The 22,186-nt window shown below is 30.8% G+C and carries 17 protein-coding genes, 1 tRNA gene and 1 pseudogene; 15 read left to right on the forward strand and 4 right to left on the reverse strand.

Annotation, left to right across the window (positions count from 1 at the left end):
• Position 1 precedes the first annotated feature (1 nt).
• On the forward strand, positions 2-622 hold the full coding sequence (gene cysE / locus CCUN_RS04540; RefSeq protein WP_027306447.1) for a serine O-acetyltransferase: 621 nt from the start codon (positions 2-4) through the stop codon (positions 620-622).
• Between the two features lie 270 nt (positions 623-892).
• A complete protein-coding gene (locus CCUN_RS04545; protein ID WP_027306446.1) occupies positions 893-1,234 on the forward strand; it encodes a cupin domain-containing protein in 342 nt (113 codons plus the stop codon).
• Between the two features lie 236 nt (positions 1,235-1,470).
• On the opposite strand, the gene CCUN_RS04550 is transcribed toward CCUN_RS04545, so the two are convergent.
• From CCUN_RS04550 to CCUN_RS04560, 3 genes are all read right to left on the reverse strand, one after another.
• Positions 1,471-2,643, reverse strand: coding sequence for a pyridoxal phosphate-dependent aminotransferase (locus CCUN_RS04550; RefSeq protein WP_027306445.1), 1,173 nt, complete (start codon positions 2,641-2,643; stop codon positions 1,471-1,473).
• A 387-nt stretch (positions 2,644-3,030) separates the two neighbouring features.
• Positions 3,031-3,116: transfer RNA gene (locus CCUN_RS04555), tRNA-Leu, on the reverse strand.
• 43 nt (positions 3,117-3,159) lie between these two features.
• On the reverse strand, positions 3,160-3,471 hold the full coding sequence (locus CCUN_RS04560; protein ID WP_027306444.1) for a F0F1 ATP synthase subunit C: 312 nt from the start codon (positions 3,469-3,471) through the stop codon (positions 3,160-3,162).
• Positions 3,472-3,703: 232 nt separating this feature from the next.
• Between CCUN_RS04560 and CCUN_RS04565 the strand changes: the two are divergent.
• From CCUN_RS04565 to argH, 4 genes and pseudogenes are all read left to right on the forward strand, one after another.
• Positions 3,704-5,039: pseudogene (locus CCUN_RS04565) on the forward strand (sodium-dependent transporter).
• Between the two features lie 195 nt (positions 5,040-5,234).
• On the forward strand, positions 5,235-7,013 hold the full coding sequence (locus tag CCUN_RS04570; RefSeq protein ID WP_027306443.1) for a biotin/lipoyl-containing protein: 1,779 nt from the start codon (positions 5,235-5,237) through the stop codon (positions 7,011-7,013).
• Between the two features lie 13 nt (positions 7,014-7,026).
• Positions 7,027-8,601: a phosphoenolpyruvate carboxykinase (ATP) gene (pckA, locus tag CCUN_RS04575; protein ID WP_027306442.1), complete on the forward strand. Its 1,575-nt coding sequence runs from the start codon at positions 7,027-7,029 to the stop codon at positions 8,599-8,601.
• A gap of 25 nt (positions 8,602-8,626) precedes the next feature.
• Complete coding sequence (argH, locus tag CCUN_RS04580) at positions 8,627-10,006, forward strand: argininosuccinate lyase (RefSeq protein ID WP_027306441.1); 1,380 nt, start codon at positions 8,627-8,629, stop codon at positions 10,004-10,006.
• 473 nt (positions 10,007-10,479) lie between these two features.
• Here argH and CCUN_RS04585 read toward each other — a convergent pair whose 3' ends face one another.
• Entirely contained in the window at positions 10,480-10,845 is a 366-nt protein-coding gene (locus tag CCUN_RS04585; RefSeq protein ID WP_027306440.1) for a histidine triad nucleotide-binding protein, read from the reverse strand.
• A gap of 121 nt (positions 10,846-10,966) precedes the next feature.
• Here CCUN_RS04585 and pheS point away from each other — a divergent pair, with 121 nt between their 5' ends.
• The 9 genes from pheS (at position 10,967) to CCUN_RS04630 (ending at position 22,185) form a co-directional block, all read left to right on the forward strand.
• The gene (gene pheS, locus CCUN_RS04590) at positions 10,967-11,959 is read left to right on the forward strand and encodes a phenylalanine--tRNA ligase subunit alpha (protein WP_027306439.1); all 993 of its coding nucleotides are present in this window, start codon (positions 10,967-10,969) and stop codon (positions 11,957-11,959) included.
• A complete protein-coding gene (gene pheT, locus CCUN_RS04595) occupies positions 11,956-14,277 on the forward strand; it encodes a phenylalanine--tRNA ligase subunit beta (RefSeq protein WP_027306438.1) in 2,322 nt (773 codons plus the stop codon). Before pheS ends, pheT begins: the two co-directional genes overlap by 4 nt.
• Positions 14,274-15,554, forward strand: a complete 1,281-nt coding sequence (gene aroA / locus CCUN_RS04600) for a 3-phosphoshikimate 1-carboxyvinyltransferase (protein ID WP_027306437.1) — start codon at positions 14,274-14,276, stop codon at positions 15,552-15,554. Before pheT ends, aroA begins: the two co-directional genes overlap by 4 nt.
• Positions 15,544-16,368 (forward strand): 4-hydroxy-3-methylbut-2-enyl diphosphate reductase, encoded by an 825-nt coding sequence (locus tag CCUN_RS04605; RefSeq protein ID WP_027306436.1) that lies wholly within the window; start codon positions 15,544-15,546, stop codon positions 16,366-16,368. Before aroA ends, CCUN_RS04605 begins: the two co-directional genes overlap by 11 nt.
• 159 nt (positions 16,369-16,527) lie before the next feature.
• Positions 16,528-18,198: a 30S ribosomal protein S1 gene (locus CCUN_RS04610; RefSeq protein WP_027306435.1), complete on the forward strand. Its 1,671-nt coding sequence runs from the start codon at positions 16,528-16,530 to the stop codon at positions 18,196-18,198.
• Between the two features lies 1 nt (position 18,199).
• On the forward strand, positions 18,200-18,688 hold the full coding sequence (locus tag CCUN_RS04615) for a hypothetical protein (protein WP_027306434.1): 489 nt from the start codon (positions 18,200-18,202) through the stop codon (positions 18,686-18,688).
• Entirely contained in the window at positions 18,685-20,268 is a 1,584-nt protein-coding gene (gene serA / locus CCUN_RS04620; protein WP_027306433.1) for a phosphoglycerate dehydrogenase, read from the forward strand. The genes CCUN_RS04615 and serA overlap by 4 nt, the downstream gene beginning before the upstream one ends.
• Positions 20,255-20,923, forward strand: coding sequence for a response regulator transcription factor (locus CCUN_RS04625; RefSeq protein WP_027306432.1), 669 nt, complete (start codon positions 20,255-20,257; stop codon positions 20,921-20,923). Before serA ends, CCUN_RS04625 begins: the two co-directional genes overlap by 14 nt.
• Positions 20,917-22,185 carry a sensor histidine kinase gene (locus CCUN_RS04630; RefSeq protein ID WP_027306431.1) on the forward strand — a complete coding sequence of 423 codons (1,269 nt, stop codon included), beginning with the start codon at positions 20,917-20,919 and terminating at the stop codon, positions 22,183-22,185. The genes CCUN_RS04625 and CCUN_RS04630 overlap by 7 nt, the downstream gene beginning before the upstream one ends.
• The last annotated feature ends 1 nt before the right edge of the window (position 22,186 follow it).

Genomic DNA, 22,186 nt, shown 5'->3' on the forward strand with positions numbered 1-22,186 from the left:
TTTGGGACTTTGGAGCATTATTAAAGAAGATTTTATACAACCTAAGATTCAAGATCCAGCTTTTAGTTCTCGTATTGAACTTTTTTTTAATTATCCGGGTGTTTGGGCTATAGTTAATTATCGTTTTGCACATTTGCTTTATCAGAAAAAATTCAAAGCTCTTGCAAGGATTATCAGCGGAATTTCTCAATTTTTAACAGGAGTGGATTTGCATCCGGAAGCTAAAATCGGCAGACGCGTTTTTCTTGATCATGCAAATGGTATTGTGATAGGACAAACCACGATTATAGAAGATGATGTTTTAATCTATCAAGGTGTAACCTTAGGAGGAACAAGCTTAGAAAGAGGCGTTAAAAGACATCCTACAATTAAAAAAGGAGTTATCATCGGTGCAGGAGCTAAAATTCTTGGAAATATTACAATAGGAGAAAATGCTAAAATCGGCTCAAATGCCGTAGTGGTAAAGGATGTCGGTGCAGGTTTAACTGCGGTGGGAATTCCAGCCTATATTATTGAGCATAAAAAACAAGAAAAAAGCCGTGCTATAGATGAATTTTGCGAAAATAAACTCGATAAACTTGAAAACGAAATTTTAGAACTGAAACGAAAATTTAAAATATAAATTATCTTAATTGATATGAAATTTTCTAAAAATAATTAAAAATGAAATAAAAAAATAAATAAAGTACTGCAAGGTAATTAAAAAATATAATATTTTTTAAATTTGATTAAAAAATATTATATTTAAAATATTAAAAAAATAATTTGAGTTTATAAAAATATGATTTAAAACAATATTGATTTTAAATAATTTTAATAATAAAATAAGCATTAAAATAATTTTATTTTAATATAATTGTGAAATTTAAATACTTTAAAATTAAGGAAAAATATGAAAATTACAAAATGGAATGAGGCAGAATTTAGCCCTAAAGAAGTTAAAATCAATGTTTTAATAGACAATGAAAGTGGCAAAGAAATCCAAATTTTACTTGCAAAAGATAGTATAATGAAAGAACATAAGGCTCCATTTTCTATACATGTGCAAGTTTTAAGCGGAAAGATTATCTTTGAAGTGCAAAATGAAAAACTAGAGCTCAATGCCTTAGATATGATAAGTTTAAATCCAAATATACCGCATTCTTTGAGTGCTTTAGAAAACTCTATCGTAAGATTAAGTCTTAGCAAAGCAGATAACATTCAAAGGCTTAATGCTGTATTGAAAAAACCTTAAAAATAAAAAATGACAAACTTTGAAAAAAATTATTGTCTTTATTTATTTTACATCTATAAAATTATAGAGTTTGCTTTGTTATGCAAAAAATTTATAAAATTAAAATAACTTTATAAATAAAAATCTATTTGCATTGTTTATCTTTGTGTTATTTTCAATAATTTTATTTCAAAAATATAAGCTAAAAAATGACAAAAAATAATTTTAGGCTTTAAAAAAGCCTAAAAATTTAAAGATTAAGCTGTATAAGTGTCAATAAATTTTGCAATTCTTTCCAAACCCTTTTTAATAAGCTCATCGCTTGTTGCATAAGAAAGTCTAAAATACCCATCCATTCCAAATCCTACTCCGGGGACAACCGCTACTTTTTCTTTTTCAAGCAATTTTTGACAAAATTTCATGGAATCTTTTTCAATCCTAGAGATATTAACAAAAAAATAAAAGGCTCCTTGAGGCTTATAAACACTGATATTTGGAATTTTGCTTAAGATTTCTAAACCTATGTCGCGTCTGGTTTGAAAAGCTTTTCTCATATTTTCTATATCTTGTTCGCATTCTCCATTTAGGGCTGGAATGGCTGCGTGTTGAGTGATGGTGCAGATATTTGAAGTGCTTTGTCCTTGCAATCTTTTCACAGCTGAAATTAAATCTTGATTTTTACTTGCCATATAACCAAAACGCCAACCGGGCATAGCACCACATTTGCTAAGCCCATTAATGGTCACAGATCTTTGTAAAGCATCTTCGCTTATGCTTGCAAAAGCATCAAATGCGACATTATCATAGCGGAGCTTTTCATACATTTCATCGCTTAAAACCATTATTTTTGTGCCTTCTAAAACCTTTGCTAAGGCTTGAAGCTCTTCTTTAGAATAAATAGAACCGACAGGATTTGAAGGTGAATTTAAGATGAGAAGTTTGGTTTGAGCTGTGATGGCCTTTTCAAGTTGTTTTGCTGTAATTTTGAAACCATTTTCCTCCAAACCTTCAATAAAAACGGGCACCCCTTCAGCAAATTTAACCATTTCGGGATAACTCACCCAATAAGGACTAGGGATTATGACTTCATCGCCTTTTTCAACCAAACATTCAATGCATTCAAACAAAGAATGTTTAGCACCAACATTTGTTATGATTTCTTTAAGTTCATAATCAAGCCCATTGTCTTTTTTAAGCTTATTTTGCACCGCTTTTAAAACTTCATTGATACCAGCAACTGCTGTGTATTTACCGCAACCCTTTTCTATGGCTTTAATGGCTGCATTTTTAATGATTTGAGGAGTATCAAAATCAGGTTCGCCTGCTGAAAAACTGATGATATTCTCACCTTTGGCTTTAAGCTCATTAGCAAGAGCTGTGATGGCTAGAGTTATGGATTCTTCTAAAACTTGCGACCTTTTGCTTAACATGTTTTTCTCCTTAAAAATTTTTCTTATCATTTTAGCTAAAATTCTTAAATTTTTGACTTTTATTTTCAATTTATTTGGTTTAAAGAGTGATAGAATAGGAAATTTTAAAATTCGCAACTAGGTTTTTAAATTCTTAAATATATTTCTTATTTAAGAATTAAAATTTTTATCCTTATAAACAATCATACATAATTTAACAAAACATATATTTTAAAAAATCTTTTGTTAATGAAAAAATACGGGTATAAATTCATTGTAATTTGAAATATGAATTTTTATGATTTTATAAAATTGTAGAAATTTGTATATAAATTATATTTTTATTAAAAATTATAATTTATATTTTAAAACATTCAATACACTTAAAATAATAAAAATCTTATTTAATGGTGCGGTTAGCGAGATTTGAACTCGCACACGCAAGGCGCACCACCCCCTCAAGATGGCGTGTCTACCAATTCCACCATAACCGCATAAGCCTCCGATTTAGAGGCTTTTTATTAATAATTGAGGATTTTACAAATAAGGATTTGCATAAAGAGCTATCAAAGCTATAACAAGTGCGTAAATAACTTGTGCTTCAATCATCGCTAAAGCGATAAACATTGTAGTCATTAATTTTGCACCAAGACCCGGATTTCTAGCAGTTCCTGCTATAGTTGCTGCTGCAGTATTTCCCATACCGATAGCTCCACCAAGTGCAGCAACACCAAGTCCAATTCCTGCGGCTAAGACAGAAAAAGCCTTAATCCAACCATTAATAACATCTTGTTCTGCAGCAAAAGCCACAGCCACAAAAGCTAATAATAAAAAAGTAATTTTTTTCATTGTAAAACCTTAAATGTTTATTTTGTTTTAAATCAGTTCGGCTTGCGTATCCCTACTTAAGATTTAAAATCAATGAGCAAATTTTAACAAAATTAACTTTATTTTTATTGAAAAATTTACAAATTTTCACATTTTAAGCAATAATTACAAATTTTATCATAGAAATTGATAGAAATTTTAGTTAAAAATTGCTTTAATATAAAATATTTAATTAAAAATTAAGGTTGCAGCATTGAATTCAAAATTTTCAAAAATCGGTTTTATTTTAGCTGTTGCTGGTTCTGCAGTGGGTCTTGGAAATGCGTGGAAATTCCCAACTTTAGTAGGAGAAAATGGTGGTTCAGCCTTTGTATTGCTCTATTTGATTTTAACTTTAGGAGTAGCTTTTGTGATATTTTTAGCCGAGTTAAGTTTAGGAAAACTTAGTGAAAAAGATCCTGTCAATGCTTATAAAACTCTTGCACCAACTCATAAAAAAGCTTGGTCTTTTGCAGGTTTTACTATGATAGGAGGAATTTTAATTGTTTCTTTTTATAGTATGGTGATAGGCTGGATTTTAAAATATGTTTATTTGAGTGTAAGCGGGAATTTACCTTTGGATTTTCAAGCGAGTAAAGAACTTTTTGATCATCTTCTCACGCAGGATTATTCAAGTCAAATCATTTGCTTTACTTTGATATTTTTATTTGTTTTTTATGTTGTTTCTAAAGGCGTTAAAGAGGGTATAGAAAAATTAAATGTTTGGATAATGCCCACTCTTTTTATCTTGCTTTTGATTATGCTTTTTTATTCTGCAAGTAAAGATGGTTTTTCTTTAGCTGTACAATTTTTGTTAAAGCCTGATTTTTCGAAAATTGGCGTAGAGTCTATTCTTGAAGCTTTGGGTTTGGCTTTTTTTAGTTTATCTTTAGGCGTTGGAACGATTATTACCTATTCTGCGAGTTTGCCGGATAAAACAAATTTTATTTCAAGCAGTTTGAGTATAGTTTTTATCAATATTTTTATTGGCATTTTAATGGGACTTGTAGTTTTTACTTTTATTTTTGAATTTGGAGCTGATCCTTCACAGCAAGGACCGGGCTTGATATTTATTTCTTTAACGACTTTATTTGCTAAATTTGGGGTAGTGGGTTGTATTTTTGCAACAATATTTTTTATCTCTCTCATTTTTGCTGGAGTAACTTCTGCAATTTCAATGATAGAACCTTTTACTTTTTACTTAATCAACACTTTTAAAATGTCGCGTTTAAAAGCTTTAGTTTTAACTCGGTATCATTGTGTATATACTTGGAGTGAGTTGTATTTTATCATTTATGAGTAGCACAAGTGAGACTTTTAGTTTGTTTGGAAAAAGTGTTTTTGATATATTGGATTTTCTTTCAAGTAAGTTGATTATGCCTATTGGAGGGATTTTAACAGCAATTTTTACGGGTTTTATTATAGATAAGCAAAAATTACAAAAATTATTTGAGCCCTATGTAAAAAAAGTTTATTTCGAGCTTTGGTATATCTTTTTAAGATTTGTTTCACCTTTGGCAGTTGTGATTATTATGATAGTATCTAAGTAAAAAATTTAATATGAAAAGAAAGAGAAATTTTAAGGGTTAAGATATAAAATTTTTGATATTATACCAGAGGAAAAAAGTATTTTAAGGATATTTAAAAATAGAGTCAGTTTTATTAATTAAATATTTAAAAAAAATGCTTTTTATTAGAAATTTCATTGTATAATAGTAATAAAAAATATTATTTTAAGGAATTTTATGGCTAAAAAATTTATAGATATAATGGATACGAGTTTTAGAGATGGTTTCCAGTCTGTTTTTGGAGCGAGGGTTTTAATGGAAGATTTTTTTCCTGCACTCCAAGCAGCTAAAGAAGCAGGGATAACACATTTTGAATTTGGCGGGGGTGCAAGATTCCAAAGTCTATATTTTTATCTCAATGAAGATGCTTTTACAATGATGGATAAATTTAGAGCTATTGTTGGAAAAGAAGCAAATTTACAAACTCTAGCAAGAGGAGTGAATACTGTTACACTTGATACAGGAAGCAGGGAGCTTGTGGATTTACATGCTAAGCTTTTTGCTAAACATGGCACGACAACTATACGAAATTTTGATGCACTCAATGATGTCAATAATCTCAAATTTAGTGGAGAATGTATTACAAAATATGGCTTAAAACACGAAGTTGTAGTAACTTTAATGGACCTACCACCTCATTGTGAAGGTGCTCACGATGTGCCTTTTTATGAGAGAATTTTAAATGATATACTTGAAGCTGAAATTCCTTTTTCTAGCGTTTGTTTTAAAGATGCAAGCGGGACTTCAAATCCAAATAAAATTTATGAAACCATAAAAATGGCAAGAAAGAAATTACCAAGTGATACGCATATTAGACTCCATACACATGAAACAGCAGGTGTGAGCGTGGCTTGTTATTTAGCTGCTTTAGAAGCTGGAGTTGATGGGATTGATTTAGCTGCTGCACCTGTGAGCGGAGGAACTTCTCAACCCGATATTTTGACAATGATGCATGCTGTAAAAGGAAAAAATTACGATTTAGGCGGTTTAGAAGAAGAAAAAATTCTAAAATATGAGGAAGTTTTTATGGATTGCTTGAAGGATTATTTTATACCGCCTGAAGCCACTATGGTTAATTCTTTGATTCCTTTCTCTCCAATGCCCGGTGGAGCTTTAACAGCGAATACTCAAATGATGAGAGATAATAACATTTTGGATAAATTTCCTCAAGTGATTAAAGCAATGCGTGAAGTCGTAGAAAAAGGTGGATTTGGAACCTCTGTAACTCCTGTATCGCAATTTTATTTTCAACAAGCTTTTAACAATGTTATGTTTGGAGAATGGAAAAAAATTGCTGATGGTTATGGAAAAATGGTTTTGGGTTATTTTGGAAGAACCCCTGTTAAGCCAGATTCTAAGATTATCGAGCTTGCTGCAGAGCAATTAAATTTAAAACCTACGACTGAACTTGCAATTGATCTTGCCGATAAAGATGAGACTAAAAGCCTTGCTTATACTCAAAAACTTCTTGAAAAAGAAGGTATAAAAATTAATGAGGAGAATATTTTTATCGCTGCAGCTTGTAAAGAAAAGGGTATTGCTTATCTTAAAGGGGAAACTAAGATTAATGTGAGAAAAATCAGCACAATGCCAAAAGCTATAAGTGCCGATGAAAATCGTTTCACCGTTGCGGTCAATGGTAATAAATATCATGTTGAAGTGCATAGCGGTTTTGATAAAGATGTCAATATCAAAAATGTTAAAAAAATAAACGAAAATCCTGCAAAAGTTAATGAAAATGAAACAGCTATTTTGGCAGGAATTTCTGGTAATGTTTTTAAAATTCATATAAACGAAGGAGATGAAGTTAAGGCTGGTCAAATTGTGATGATTTTAGAGGCTATGAAGATGGAAATTGAAGTTAATGCTTCAAAAGATGGTATAATTGAAGAAATTTGTGTCAAAACAGGAGATAGCGTTAGCGAAGATCAAGTTGTTGCGATTTATAAAAAATGATTAAGGAAAAAAAATGAAAAATTTTGAAGATTTAGGCTTAGAAAATGTAAAACAAATTTTTCATAATCTAAGTTACGATGAGCTCTTTGAGCATGAAAACAAAAATAAAGAAGGTCTTTGCACTGCAAACGGAACTTTTAGTGTGGATACGGGAATTTTCACAGGAAGAAGTCCTAAAGATAAGTATTTTGTGAAGCAAGATCCTTCACAAAAATACATTGCTTGGGGCAAGATTAATCATCCTATCACTAAAGAGCTTTTTGATAAGCTTTTAAAGAAAGCAAAAAAAGAATTAAGCGGTAAGAATATTTATATTCAAGATGCGTATTGTGGAGCATCTTTAAAGAGTAAAAAAGCTGTTCGTTTTGTTGCAGAGATTGCTTGGCAAGCCCATTTTGTAAAAAATATGTTTATACGTCCAAGCAAAGAAGAGCTTGAAAATTTCAAACCAGATTTTGTGGTTTATAATGCTTGTAAATGTGTTAATGATGAATATGAAAGTGACCATTTAAATTCTGAAGTTTTTGTCATTTTTAATATAGAGGAAAATGTTGCAGTGATTGGTGGAACTTGGTATGGAGGAGAGATGAAAAAAGGAATTTTTTCTATGATGAATTATTGGTTACCACTTGAAAATAAGCTTTCAATGCATTGTAGTGCAAATGTTGGAGAAAAAGGCGATGTGGCTTTATTTTTTGGGTTAAGTGGTACGGGAAAAACTACACTTTCAACAGACCCAAAGAGGAAACTTATCGGCGATGATGAGCATGGTTGGGATGATGATGGGGTGTTTAATTTTGAAGGTGGTTGTTATGCAAAAACTATCAATTTAGACCCGAAAAATGAGCCTGAAATTTATTCAGCGATTAAAAGAAACGCTCTTTTGGAAAATGTTGTTTTAAAAGAAAATGCAGAGGTTGATTATTTTGATGGGTCAAAGACTGAAAACACAAGGGTTTCCTATCCTATAGAACACATTGAAAATCATGAACCAAGCCTAAAAGCCGGACATCCTAAAAATATCATTTTTTTAAGTGCAGATGCTTTTGGAATTTTACCTCCTGTGAGTAAGCTTAGTAAAGAACAAGCAATGTATTATTTTTTAAGTGGTTACACAGCTAAGGTTGCAGGAACTGAAAGAGGTATTACAGAGCCTCAAGCAACTTTTTCAGCTTGTTTTGGTGAGCCTTTTATGCCACTTCATCCGACGATTTATGCGAGATTGTTAGGTGAAAGGATTGATAAATATAATGTTAATGTTTATTTGGTCAATACCGGTTGGAGCGGTGGAAGCTATGGAGTGGGTAAGAGAATGAGCATTAAAGCAACGAGGGCTTGTATCAATGCGATTTTAGATGGTAGCATACAAAAATGCGAATTTGAAAATTTTGCTGTGTTTGATTTGGCTGTTCCTAAGACTTTAGAAGGAGTTGATAGTAAGCTTTTAAATCCTATCAATACTTGGGAAAATCAAGAAGAATATAAGCATACAAGGGATAAATTGGCACAAATGTTTATTCAAAATTTCAAACGTTATGAAGATGTAAAAGAGGGCGTTGAATACAGTCAATTTGGTCCTAAATTTTGATAATTTTTGATTTTGAAAGAATATGATGAAAAATTCTATGTGGTCTGGACGCTTTAGTGGTGCAAGTGATGAGCTTTTAAAACAATTTAATGCGAGTTTAGATATAGATAAAACTCTTTATAAGCAAGATATTGAAGGCTCTATTGCTCACGCAACGATGCTTGAAAATTGTAAGATACTTCAGAAAAATGAGCTTGATGCTATTATTAAAGGGCTTAGGGAGATTGAAAAAGAGATAGAATCAAAGCGTTTTGTTTTTGATATTAAAGATGAAGACATTCATATGGCGATTGAAAAACGTTTGAGTGAGCTTATAGGTTTTGAAATCGGTGGAAAACTCCATACAGCAAGGAGTAGAAATGACCAAGTTGCAACAGATTTTAAGCTTTTTGTCAGACAAAGCAATCAAGAACTTCAATTTCTACTCAAAGAACTCATTAAAACCTTGCTCATTCATGCTAAAGAACATAAAACAACCCTTATGCCTTCATTTACGCATTTACAACATGCTCAAATTGTAAGCTTTTCTTTTTATATTTTGGCTTACGCTTTTATGTTTTTAAGGGATATTAAACGTTTGAAATCAAGTTTTGATTTAGCTGATTTTTCTCCGCTTGGAAGTTGTGCTTGTGCCGGGACGAGTTATGCGACAAATTCTTTAATGAGTGCAAAGATATTAAATTTTAAAGATATAATGCCAAATGCAATGGATGCGGTAAGCGATAGGGATTTTGCTCTTGATTTGCTTTATGATATTGCTGTAATTTTTACGCACACTTCAAGGCTTTGCGAGGAACTTATTCTTTTTTCGAGTTCCGAATTTTCTTTTATCACTCTTAGTGATAGTTTTTCGACAGGAAGTTCTATTATGCCACAAAAGAAAAATCCCGATGTTTGTGAGCTTATACGCGGAAAAACCGGACGCATTTATGGAAATCTTATTTCTCTTTTAACCACGATGAAAGCCTTACCTTTAGCATACAACAAAGATATGCAAGAGGATAAAGAGGGAGTTTTTGATAGCATTAAAACAGCAAAAGATAGCCTTATTATCTTAAACGCAATGCTTAAGGAGCTTACCATCCACAAAGAAAATATGCTTAAAGCTTGTAAAAAAGGGCATTTGCTTGCGACTGATTTGGCTGATTTTTTAGTCAGAGAGAAAAATATCCCTTTTAGAAAAGCACATTTTATTGTTGGAGAGCTTGTTGCAGAAGCTGAAAAACAAGGTGTTGATATAAGTGAGCTTAAGGATTTATCAAAAATCAATCCTATTTTTGATGAAAAAGCCTCACATATTTTGGATTTTGAATTTTCTTTAAATTCTAAAAAAAGTCAAGGTTCGAGTTCGGTTCAAAGTGTGGAAAAGCAAATTGAAATTTTAGAGGATTTTTTAAAGAGCTAAATTTTTAAAAACCTCTCTTTTTGAAAAATTAATTTAAATCTTTTAAATTTTTTAGTGCTTGTGCTGATTATTTTTTAAATTCATTATGAATTCTTTTAAATCGTATTATTTGAAGGAGGCTAAAAAGAGTCCTTGTATGTTTCATTTGTAAAATTTATTAAACCTTGAGCAAAGACAAAGAAGAAAGTTTTATTTTTAATCATAAAAATTTATATTATAAATCTAAATTTTTATTTCATCTAATCTAAAATTTTTTATTGTGTCAATCTACTTTTGCAAAGTTAAGACTATGGTTTTAATTTTTAAAGTGTAAGCCTTGTTAATTCAATTTTTATATCCACCATTAAAAAAATAAAAACATCTAAAACTAAAAATATTGTTCTAAGCATTTTTAATTTTAAAAAAACTAAAATTATAAAGCTTTTATTTTAAATTTTTAAAATAAAAGCTCAATCGCTAAAAATACTCATTTTTTAAAATAAAGTTTGAGGATTTGCTCCCATTTCAATATCTCTTGGCAATTGTGAGCCTCCTAACATATGAAAATGCAGATGAAAAACCTCTTGTCCGCTATTTTTACCGCAATTTGTAATCAAGCGGTATCCACTTTTATCAAGCCCCAAAAGTATAGCAAGTTCTTGGATAAAAGAAGTCATTTTTGCCATCAATTGAGGATCAAATTCTTGAAAATCTTTGAAATGTTTTTTTGGAATGATTAAAATATGAATCGGAGCTCTTGGGTGAATGTCATGAAAGGCTAGAAAATCGTTATTTTCTAAGACTTTATTGCAAGGAGCTTTGCCTTCAGCAATGAGTTCAAAAATAGTTTTTTCTTCCATAATTTTTCCTTTTTATATTAAATTTATATGCAATTATACCTTAAAAGTATAATTTTTTATGCTTAATTTAAATTAGTTTTCAATAAAATAAGACTTTAAATTATTAAATTAAGGTTAAAAATTGCAAGATTTTATTAAACAAATTGAAGAATGTAAGAATTTAAACGAATTAGAAAGCCTTAGGATTTTGGTGCTTGGAAAAAAGGGAAAGCTCACAGAGCAATTTGCGAAGCTTAGGAATTTAGATGCGGAGTCAAAAAAAGAATTGGCAAGTACTCTTAATGCTCAAAAAGAGGAATTCAATCAAGCTTATGCTAAAAAATTTAAGATTTTAGAGCAAGAAAGCTTAAATGAAAAGATGAAAGAGAATATTTTTAATTTTACTTATTTTGATAAAAATGCCCAAAATGGAGCCTTGCATCCTGTTATGAGTACTATGGATAAAATTATAGAATATTTTGTTTCTTTAAATTTTAGTGTTGAAAAAGGTCCTTTGATAGAGGACGATTTTCATAATTTTGAGGCTTTAAATTTACCAAAATCTCACCCTGCAAGAGATATGCAAGATACTTTTTATTTTAAAGATAAGAGACTTTTAAGAACTCATACTTCACCTGTGCAAATTCGCACAATGCTTAAGCAAAAACCTCCGATTCGTATGATTACTCCGGGAGCTGTTTTTAGAAGAGATTTTGACCTAACGCATACTCCGATGTTTCATCAAGTTGAAGGACTTGTTGTTGAAAATGGACAAAAAGTAAGTTTCGCAAATTTAAAAAGCATTTTGGAGGATTTTTTACATCATATGTTTGGTGATGTTAAAATTCGTTTCCGCCCGAGTTTCTTCCCTTTTACAGAGCCTTCTGCGGAAGTAGATATTTCTTGTGTATTTTGCAAAGGTTGTGGTTGTAGGGTATGTAAAAATACAACTTGGCTCGAAGTTTTAGGCTGTGGAGTGGTTGATCCTAATGTGTATGGTTTTGTTGGCTATAAAAATGTCAGTGGTTATGCTTTTGGTTTAGGTGTGGAGAGATTTGCTATGCTTCTTCATCAGATACCGGATTTGCGTTCTTTATTTGAAGGAGACTTAAGATTGTTGGAGCAATTTAGATGATTATTACAAAGAGTTGGCTCAATGAGTGGATAGATATTGAAGAGCGAAGTTTAGAGGATTTGGTTAAAACCTTAAATTCCATAGGGATTGAGGTTGATGAGGCGTATCATTTAAAGGCACCGGATAAAGTTGTCGTAGGCTATGTTAAAGAAAAAATCAAACATGAAAATTCAGACAAACTTAGTATTTGCAAGGTTGATGTGGGAGATGAAATTTTACAAATCATCTGTGGAGCGGCTAATGTCGCAGTAGGGCAGTTTGTTCCGGTCGCTTTAAAAGGTGCATTGATGCCAAATGGTATGCAAATTAAAGCTACAAAGCTTCGTGGAGTGAATTCTTATGGTATGATTTGCTCTTCAAGTGAGCTTGGTTTTGCTAAGATTAATGAAGGAATTTTAATTCTCGATGAAAGTATAGGAAAACTCGAGCTTGGAAAGGCTTTAAATACTTATCCTCTTTTTAATGATGTATTCATTGAGGTCGAACTCACTCCAAATCGCGGGGATTGTTTGAGCATTTATGGTATAGCAAGGGATTTATCAGCAGCTTGGGATTTGGATTTTAGGAAAAGTCCTATTTTTAAAGATGATGAAAATGTTTTAGCCATAGGCAGAATTTTAAAATTAATCGTCGATAAAAAACTCAATAGCTTTCATATATATAAAGTTATAGAGCTTAAAGAGAGTATTAAGACGGATTTGTTGATTCATTTGCGTCTTGCTCAAATTGATTTTTTGGGTTCTCATGCGATTGAAAATTTATTAAATTACACAATGCATTCTACGGGTGTGCTTTTTAATGCTTATGATTTGGAGTATTTTAATAAAGAAAAAACAGGAATACTTTTAAAATTAAATCAAGAAAATCATGGTGAAACCAAGATAATGTGTGAAGATAAAATTTTAAGCATTAGCGGTATTTATCAAGAAAAACAATTTAAATGCAAAGAAGAGAGTAAAATCATCATACTAGAAGCTCATTATACACAACCTTTAGTCATTGCAGAGGCTAAAATTCATTATAAAAAACAAGATGAAAAACTCCTTTATAGAAGTTTTAGAGGAAGTGAGCCAGAACTCAATACAGGTATGAATTTCTTGCTGAATTTACTCCAAAAAAATCCTAATGTTTTAATTTACAGCTCTTCGCAACAAATTTTAGAAAATAAAGAAAATTCAGTTATTGATATTCATATAGAAAATATTAGTGAGATTATAGGACAAGAGATACATAAAGATATAGTGCTAAAGATTCTAAAAAAACTCGAATTTGAATTAACATTTTTTGGCGACGATCGCATCAGTGCTAAAATTCCCTTGCATCGTCCGGATATTGAAAATTTAGCTGATATTTGCGAAGAGATTGTTAGAATGATAGGCATTGATAGTATTGCTTCTAAAGGTTTAGAATTCGTAGAAAAAAATCGCAATAACCAAACCTATAAAGAATACAAAAAGCTTTTAAATTTAAGAAATAAAGCCGTGGATAATGGGTATTTTGAGAGTTTGCATTATGTTTTAGACAATGAAGAGGAACTTAAAGAATTTGATTTTGAACTTGTGAAGTTAAAACTTATAAATCCCATAACCGCCGAGCTTAATACCTTAAGAACCACGCTTTTAAATCATCTTTTAAATGCAGTAAGTTTTAATGTCAAAAATTCTAAGAAAATCATCAAACTCTTTGAAAGTGGAGCTGTGTTTAATGTTACAAATGAGGAATTTTCTCACATGGCTTTGGTGCATTCCGGTTTTAAAGAAGAGGCTCAAATTTCAAACAAAGCCAAACCTGCATTAGTGGATTTTTACAGCTTTTTATCGGATATTAAAAATATTTTAGGAGCTTTTGAGCTTAAAAATTCACATTATAATTTTTTAAGTCCTTATGAGCAAGCTGATTTATATGTCAATGGTATTAAAATAGGCTTTTTAGGAAGACTTCATCTTAAACTTGAGAGAAAAAAAGACTTGCCTAAGACTTATGTTTGTGAATTTGATGTCAATTTATTTAAACAAGATCCAAAAATCGCTCAAATTTACTCTAAATTTCCAAGTGTAAGCAGGGATTTAAGCATACTCATTCCTAAAGATTTTTCTTTTAATGCAATTAAAAATTGTATCAAAGAGCTTAAATTAGAGAATTTAGACAATTTTAGAGTCATTGATCTTTATGATGATGAAAGTTTAAACGGACAATTGAGTTTGACAATGAATTTTGTCTTTAAAAGTCTTGATAAAACCTTAGAAGAAGCAGAAATCACAGCTTATATGGATAAAATTCTAAGGAGCTTAGAGAATTTAGGATTAAGTTTGAGATGAAAATCAATATTTTAGAAAATTTTAACGCCCAAATACAAAACCTTGCCGCAGATAAAAGCATAAGCCATAGATTTGCGATTTTTTCACTTTTGACCAATTCTACAAATCGGGCTAAAAATTATCTTTTAGCAGAAGATACTCTAAACACTCTTGAAATCATTAAAAATTTAGGAGCAAAAGTAGAGAGAAAAGAAGATGAGGTTAAAATCATTCCGCCTTTAAATATCTCTTCTCCAAATTGTGTTTTAGAATGCGGAAATTCTGGCACGGCAATGCGTTTGATGATAGGTTTTTTAAGTGCTTTGGAGGGTTTTTTTGTCTTAAGCGGAGATCAATACCTTAACAATCGTCCTATGAAAAGAATTTGCGAACCTTTAAAAAAAATAGGAGCAAAAATTTATGGCAGAGAGTATGCGAATTTAGCCCCGCTTTGCATAGAAGGGGCTAAACTTGAGGCTTTTGATTATATGAGTGAAATTTCATCGGCTCAAGTAAAAACAGCTATGATTTTAGCGGCTTTTAATGCAAAGCAAACTTGTTATTTTAAAGAAAGAGAGCTTAGTCGCAATCATAGTGAGAATATGTTAAAAGCTATGCAAGCTCCTTTAAAAGTCAGTCAAGATGGATTAAGCCTTGAAATACAACCCCTAAAAGAAGCTTTAAAACCCTTAGACATAATCATCCCAAATGACCCTTCTTCAGCGTTTTATTTTGTTTTAGCTACGATTTTATTGCCTCATTCTAAAATTTGTATTAAAAATATTTTACTCAATCCTACACGCATTGAGGCTTATAAGGTTTTGGAAAAAATGGGAGCAAAAATTACTTATAAATTTTATGAAAATAGTTTTGAAAGCATAGGTGAAATTTACGCACAAAGTAGCGAACTTAAAGCTGTGGAAGTGAGTGAAAGAATTTCGTGGTTGATTGATGAAGCTCCTGCTCTTGCAATAGCTTTTTCTCAAGCCAAAGGGACGAGTATTTTAAGAAATGCTAAAGAATTAAGAGTGAAAGAGAGCGATCGCATTCGCTCTGTGGTTGAAAATTTAAAAAAATGCGGTATTGATGCTCAAGAATTAGAAGATGGTTTTAAAATCACAGGAGGTGTGCCACAATCTGCAAAAATTCAAAGCTTTGCAGACCATAGAATTGCTATGTCTTTTGCGATTTTAGGCTTAATTTGTGGGATTGAAATTGATGATGAAGAATGCATTCAAACTTCTTTCCCAAATTTTAAAGATATACTTAAGAATTTAGGAGTGAAGATTGATTATTGAATTAGCGAAAAATTATGGTTTTTGTTTTGGCGTTAAAAGGGCTATTAAAAAAGCAGAACAAATCAAAGATGCTGCAACCATAGGACCACTTATCCACAATAACGAAGAAATTTCTCGTTTGCAAAAAAAATTTAATGTCAAAACCTTGCAAAATATCACAGATTTAACAAATGAAAAAAAGGCTATCATAAGAACACATGGCATCACCAAACAAGATTTAGCCGAACTTCAAAAAAAGAATATTGAAATTTTTGATGCCACTTGTCCTTTTGTAACTAAGCCTCAACAACTCTGTGAACAAATGAGCAAAGAGGGCTATGAAGTGGTGATTTTTGGGGATGAAAACCATCCTGAAGTTAAAGGTGTAAAAAGCTATGTTAGCACAAAGGCTTATGTAGTTTTAGATAAAAGTGAGTTAGAAGATTTAAAACTTCCTCATAAAATTGCTGTGGTGAGTCAAACAACTAAAAAGGTAGAGCAATTTATGGAGCTTGTTAATTTTTTGATGTTAAAGGTTAAAGAAGTGCGTGTTTTTAATACCATTTGCGATGCAACGTTTAAAAATCAAGCGGCCATTACCGAGCTTTCTAAAAAAAGCGATATTATTATCATTGTTGGAGGTAAAAATTCAGCAAACACGAAACAACTTTTCTTGATTGCTAAGAATTATTGTGAAGATAGTTATCTTATAGAAACTCAAGATGAGCTTGAAAAATCGTGGTTTAAAGACAAAAAACATTGTGGCATTAGTGCAGGAGCTAGCACTCCGGATTGGATTATTAAGGAAGTGGTGGATAAAATTAAAGCATTTTAAAAAAATGTAAATCAATGGTTTAAAAATTGTGAAAAATTGAAATAAAATTTTAGGAAAATATTTAAAATTTAAAATAAAAATAATTTCTTAACACTAATTAAAGAAAAAATAGGATAAAATCAAGCTAATTTTTAATGATATTCTATTTAAAGGAACACGATGAATGAGTCGAACAAAAAAGTTCAAAATAATATAGACGACTATCTTGAAGAAGAGAATTTTGAGCAACTTTTGGAAGCTTTTGATAAATCAAGAGAAAATGCCACAACTCAAGGCGTCATTGTTGAAATTAAGAATGATGAAGTTTATGTGGATATAGGAAAGAAATCAGAAGGCATTTTAGCATTAAGTGAAATTCAAGATGAGAAGGGAAATTTACTTTTTAATGTGGGCGATTCAATCAAAATTGCTGTCATAGGTTCTCGCAATGGAAAACCTTTAGTATCTCATAAAAAAGCTTTAAAAAAAGAAAAAATTTCTGAATTTATTAAAAATTATAAAGAGGGAGAAAATGACATTTTTGAAGTCAAAATTATGAGTAAAAATAAGGGAGGTTTGATTGTAGCAAATGAAGAAGGGGTTGAATTTTTCTTACCAAAATCTCAATATAACTTCAAAGATAGCAATAATCTTAGCAATAAAACCTTTAAAGTTAAGATTATCAAAATAGACAAAGAAGGACAAAGTGTCGTTGTTTCAAGGAAAAAGATTGTTGATGATGAGAGAAAAAAACGTAAAGAGCTTATCCAAAATATAGTAGGACAAGAAGAGGCGATTGAAGGAGTGATTAAAAAAATCACCACTTATGGTATGTTCGTTGATGTTGGCGGTATAGATGGGCTTGTGCATTATAGTGAAATTTCTTATAAGGGTCCTGTTAATCCTAGCACCCTATACAAAGAGGGCGATAGCGTTCCTGTTAAGGTGATTAAGTATGATAAAGAGCGTCAGCATCTTTCTTTATCCATTAAAGCAGCCTTACCCGATCCTTGGGGTGAAATTAAAGATAGCTTAGAAGTGGGCGATACGGTTAAAGTCATTGTTTCTAATATAGAATCTTACGGAGCTTTTGTAGATTTGGGAAATGATATTGAAGGTTTTTTACATATCAGTGAAATTTCTTGGGATAAAGACATTAAGCATCCTAAGGATTATATCAGCAAGGGACAAGAGCTTGATGTTGAAGTGATTGAGATTGATTCAGATGAAAGACGTTTAAGGGTATCCTTAAGGAATTTGCTTTCAAAACCTTTTGATGAATTCATTAAAAATCATAAAGCTGGAGAAGTTTTAGAAGGTGTGATTACTTCGATTACTGCTTTTGGAGCTTTTGTGAAATTAGATTCTATTGAGGGTCTTTTGCACAATGAAGATGCTTCTTGGGATAGAAATGATAAATGTAAAGATTTATACAAGGTTGGAGATAAAATTAACGTTAAAATCATTAAAATTGATGAAGAAAAACAAAAAATTTCATTGAGCACTAAAGAATTAAGCACCAGTCCTATACAAGAATATGCTAAAAATCATAAAACAGGAGAGAGCGTTAAGGGTGTGGTTAGAGATATTAAAGAATTTGGAGTTTTTGTAGAACTTAGCAAAAATGTCGATGCCTTAATCCACAAAGAAGATATAGGAAATTTGGATTTATCGAGTCTTAAAATCGGAGATGAAATTGAAGCAGCAATTGTTTTCATTGATGAAAAGAAAAATAGAATTCGTCTTAGTGTGAAAAATCTGCTTAAAATAAAAGAACGCGAAGCTTTAAACCGAATCAACAAAGAAGACAAAATGACTTTAGGTGATATTATCAAAGAACAATTAACTTAAAATGAAAAAATACACCCTAGTTGCGATTTTAAGTGCTTTGGTGCTTGCTTTACTTGTTGTTATTTTTTATTTATTGTGGAATTTTAATTCACATTCAAATACCCTTCCACAATTTGCCACAGATAACGATACAAATCAAAGCATTGTGATTGATGATAAAGAACTCACTTGGCAAGAAGAACTTGCACAATGGCCTAAGAGAGATTTTATCCCTGCAACAGAGAAATTCAGTCTGTATTTTGATGCGGATACAAGTGAGCTTAAAGAAAAAAATAAATATTTTCAGCTCATTATCAATAAATATGATGTCTATTCTATGTTTTGTTTAAGGCAAATTCTTAACTCATTTAATGTAAAATACTTTTTATTAAAATCAGATGAGAGCCCTGAAATATTTTTAGATACAGGTAATAAAAATCTCATTGAAGATATTATCGAGGAACTTAAAAAATACAAAATCAATACAGAAGTAAAGGAGATATGGTTGTGAAGAAAAAAATCATAATTTGCGATGCAATTTTAGATAAAGGAATTGAACTCTTAAGAAAAGCTGAAGATATTGAGCTTATTGAGGCTTCTAAAATTCCTAAAAATCAGCTTATGTCAATGTTAGATGATGTAGATATTGCGATTACGAGAAGTTCTACTGATGTTGATGAAAATTTTTTAAATCATGCAAAAAAACTTAAAGCCTTGATTCGTGCAGGAGTAGGGGTTGATAATGTGGATATTCAAAATTGTTCTAAAAGAGGCGTTATAGTTATGAATGTCCCAACGGCTAATACCATTGCTGCAGTTGAATTGACTATGGCTCATCTTTTAACTTCAGCAAGAGCCTTTGTCAATGCCCATAATTTTTTAAAAATTCAAAGAAAATGGGAGAGAGAAAAATGGTACGGGGTTGAGCTTATGGGCAAGACTTTAGGAGTGATAGGCTTTGGAAACATAGGTTCTAGAGTAGCCATTAGAGCTAAGGCTTTTGGAATGAAAATTTTAGCCTATGACCCTTATATCCCCGCAAATAAAATTACAGATTTAGGAATGCAACAAGCTAAGCATTGTGATGAAATTTTGGAAAAAAGCGATTTTATCACAATCCATACACCTAAAACCAAAGAAACAAATAATATGATAAGCTTTAAAGAGCTTGAAAAAATGAAAGATAACATTCGCTTGATTAATTGTGCTAGAGGGGGATTATACAATGAAGAAGCCTTATGTGAAGGCTTAAAAAGTGGTAAAATCGCTTGGCTTGGGATTGATGTTTTTGACAAAGAACCTGCGATAAACCATCCGCTTTTGGATTTTGAAAATGTTTCAGTAACTTCTCATTTAGGTGCAAACACTTATGAAAGTCAAGAAAACATTTCCATACAAGCCTGTGAACAAGCTTTGAATGCAGCTCGAGGGATTAATTACGCTAATGCTTTAAATTTACCGATTAAAACGGAGGATTTACCTGATTTTGTTGAGCCTTATATCGAGCTTGTTTCTAAAATGGCATTCTTAGCTGCACAAATTGATAAAAATCCTATTAGAAGCATTAAACTTGAAGCACAAGGGGCTATCAGTGAATATATGCATTCTTTATTGACCTTTGCGGTTGTGGGTGCTTTGGGTAGAATTTTAGGTGAGAGTATAAATTATGTCAATGCTGAATTTGTAGCCAAAGAAAAGGGTATAGAACTTCTTTGTGAAACCTCTCCAAATAGCGGTTATAACAATAAACTTAGCGTTAAAATTAGCACAGAGCATTCTAGTGTCAATGTTTCTGGAACTGTGTTTGGAGAAAACGAACAAAGGATTGTGGATTTAAATGGTTTTAAAACAGATTTTAAACCAAAAGGAAAAATGCTCGTGTTTAAAAACAAAGACATTCCGGGAGTGATTGCTAAAATCAGTGCTGTTTTAGCTTCTAAAAATATCAATATCGCAGATTTTAGACTAGGACGCGATAATTTAGGATATGCTTTAGCCGTAGTTTTAGTTGATGAAGCGATAAAAAAAGAAGTGCTTGATGAGCTTAATAGGCTTGAAGTTTGTATTTTTGTTGAATATGTTGAAATTTAAAGCTAAAATTTGTATTATTGAAGATGATAGGGATTTAAACGATTTACTCACCCTTAAATTAAAATCAAACGCGTATGAAATTCTTTCACTCTTTGATTTTAAAGAACTTGAAAGTGTGCTCGATGAACAAGAGATTGATTTATTGATTGTAGATAGAAATTTGCCAAGCGGAGATTCTTTAGAAAAAATTAAAAATTTAAGAAAACAAGGTTATAAAGAACCTGTAATTTTCTTAACCGCTAAAACCCTACATAAAGACTTGCTTGAAGGTTTTGAGGGAGGCTGCGATGATTATATTTGCAAACCTTTTGAATTTGATGAGCTTTTACTTCGTATTAAGGCGGTTTTAAAACGTTATAAAAAAGATGAAGAAAAGCTTTTTTATAAAGATTTCATTTTGGACACTATCAATAGGGATTTTTTTTATAAAGATGAATTAATAGAGCTTTCAAATTTAGATTATGAGTTGATTAAATGTTTATTTGAGAATCAAAACATACTCTTAAGCCGACAATTTCTAAGTGAAAATGTGTGGAAAGATGACACGACAAATGATAAAACAATCAATATTGCTTTGACAAGATTGAGGAAAAAAATTCCAAAACTTCAAACTCATATTAAAAGCATTCGCGGAGTGGGCTATAAATTATGTTAAAAACCAAAAATATTTTTATAATATTTTTTAGCTTACTTGTCTTAGTCTTTGCTTTTATTTTTTATATTCTTGCAAATTCTCATCTTAATTTATTATTGCTTAAACAATACGAACAGAAGATAAAAAGTTTAGATGATACCTTAAGATTTGGACTTTTAGAACAACTTAATCCGCAAAATATCAAAGAATTTGCCACATATACAAGGGCTGATTTTATAATCAAAAAAAATGGAGAGCTTTTTTCTTCTTTAGATGAAACTTTTGAAAATTTTGAAAAAAAGGCTCTCTTAAATGATAAAAAATTTTTAACTAAAGAATTCAATTTTAAAGATTATAATTACACCATCATCGTTTATCCCTATTTTACAGATTTTAAAAAATTTTGGTCCAAAATGCTTTTATTTTTTGGTTTTTATTTAATTTTGGTTTTGATTTTGTTTTATTTTATAGGTAAAAAACTTGCCAAACATCTTCAACAAATTCTTGAATTTTTGCAAAATATCGACACTCAAAAAAATGTTTTTTTGGAAAATTCAATCTTTAAAGAACTCAATTTGCTCAATAAAAAGCTTTTTAAAACTAAGGATAAAATTCTTAAAAAAAATGAAAAGGCAAAAAAACAGAGCGATAAAATTTCTCTTAAAAATACCCAGCTTACGAGTGTTATTAGTGCAATCTCTCACGAACTTAAAAATCCTTTAAGCGTAATTGATCTCAGTCTTTTGATATTAAAAGATGAAAATTTAACGGATGAAAAACTTAAAAAAGAGCTTTTAGAAAAGATTATGCGACAAAGCTTAAAGCTTAATAAACTTACTGAAAAACTTAATTTTGTATTTAATTTTAACACTCAAAATTTAAAAATGCAAGATTTTGATTTATTTGAACTTTGTAAAAAGATTATAGAAAATCCCGGTTTTGAAAGAGTGATTCTTCAAGGAAAAAGTTCAAAGGTTAAAGCTGATGAGTTCTTAATCGAACAAGTGATTATTAATTTGCTTTCAAATGCTTTAAAGTATAGTCAAAAAGAAGTGATTTTAAGTGTAGAAAATTCAAGGCTTTGTGTGCAAGATTTTGGCATAGGCATAGAAGAAAATCAACTCAAACTTGTTACAAAAAAATTTTATAAAATCGATTCAAAAAGCGATAATTCTTTTGGTTTGGGACTTTTTTTGGTGAAAAAAATTTTAAGCATTCATAAAAGTTATTTGGAAATCTTTTCAAAACCAAATCAAGGAAGTCAATTCAGCTTTAAGCTTTGAG

It is taken from the genome of Campylobacter cuniculorum DSM 23162 = LMG 24588, from assembly GCF_002104335.1.
In the GTDB taxonomy this organism is placed as follows: domain Bacteria; phylum Campylobacterota; class Campylobacteria; order Campylobacterales; family Campylobacteraceae; genus Campylobacter_D; species Campylobacter_D cuniculorum.

What these genes read in the sequence shown, in the direction of transcription:
- CCUN_RS04545 (WP_027306446.1), top strand. Translation starts at nt 893, where the DNA reads ATGAAAATTACAAAATGGAATGAGGCAGAATTTAGCCCTAAAGAAGTT.
- CCUN_RS04550 (WP_027306445.1), bottom strand. Translation starts at nt 2,643, where the DNA reads ATGTTAAGCAAAAGGTCGCAAGTTTTAGAAGAATCCATAACTCTAGCC.
- CCUN_RS04560 (WP_027306444.1), bottom strand. Translation starts at nt 3,471, where the DNA reads ATGAAAAAAATTACTTTTTTATTATTAGCTTTTGTGGCTGTGGCTTTT.
- CCUN_RS04570 (WP_027306443.1), top strand. Translation starts at nt 5,235, where the DNA reads ATGGCTAAAAAATTTATAGATATAATGGATACGAGTTTTAGAGATGGT.
- pckA (WP_027306442.1), top strand. Translation starts at nt 7,027, where the DNA reads ATGAAAAATTTTGAAGATTTAGGCTTAGAAAATGTAAAACAAATTTTT.
- argH (WP_027306441.1), top strand. Translation starts at nt 8,627, where the DNA reads ATGAAAAATTCTATGTGGTCTGGACGCTTTAGTGGTGCAAGTGATGAG.
- CCUN_RS04585 (WP_027306440.1), bottom strand. Translation starts at nt 10,845, where the DNA reads ATGGAAGAAAAAACTATTTTTGAACTCATTGCTGAAGGCAAAGCTCCT.
- pheT (WP_027306438.1), top strand. Translation starts at nt 11,956, where the DNA reads ATGATTATTACAAAGAGTTGGCTCAATGAGTGGATAGATATTGAAGAG.
- aroA (WP_027306437.1), top strand. Translation starts at nt 14,274, where the DNA reads ATGAAAATCAATATTTTAGAAAATTTTAACGCCCAAATACAAAACCTT.
- CCUN_RS04610 (WP_027306435.1), top strand. Translation starts at nt 16,528, where the DNA reads ATGAATGAGTCGAACAAAAAAGTTCAAAATAATATAGACGACTATCTT.
- CCUN_RS04615 (WP_027306434.1), top strand. Translation starts at nt 18,200, where the DNA reads ATGAAAAAATACACCCTAGTTGCGATTTTAAGTGCTTTGGTGCTTGCT.
- CCUN_RS04625 (WP_027306432.1), top strand. Translation starts at nt 20,255, where the DNA reads ATGTTGAAATTTAAAGCTAAAATTTGTATTATTGAAGATGATAGGGAT.
- CCUN_RS04630 (WP_027306431.1), top strand. Translation starts at nt 20,917, where the DNA reads ATGTTAAAAACCAAAAATATTTTTATAATATTTTTTAGCTTACTTGTC.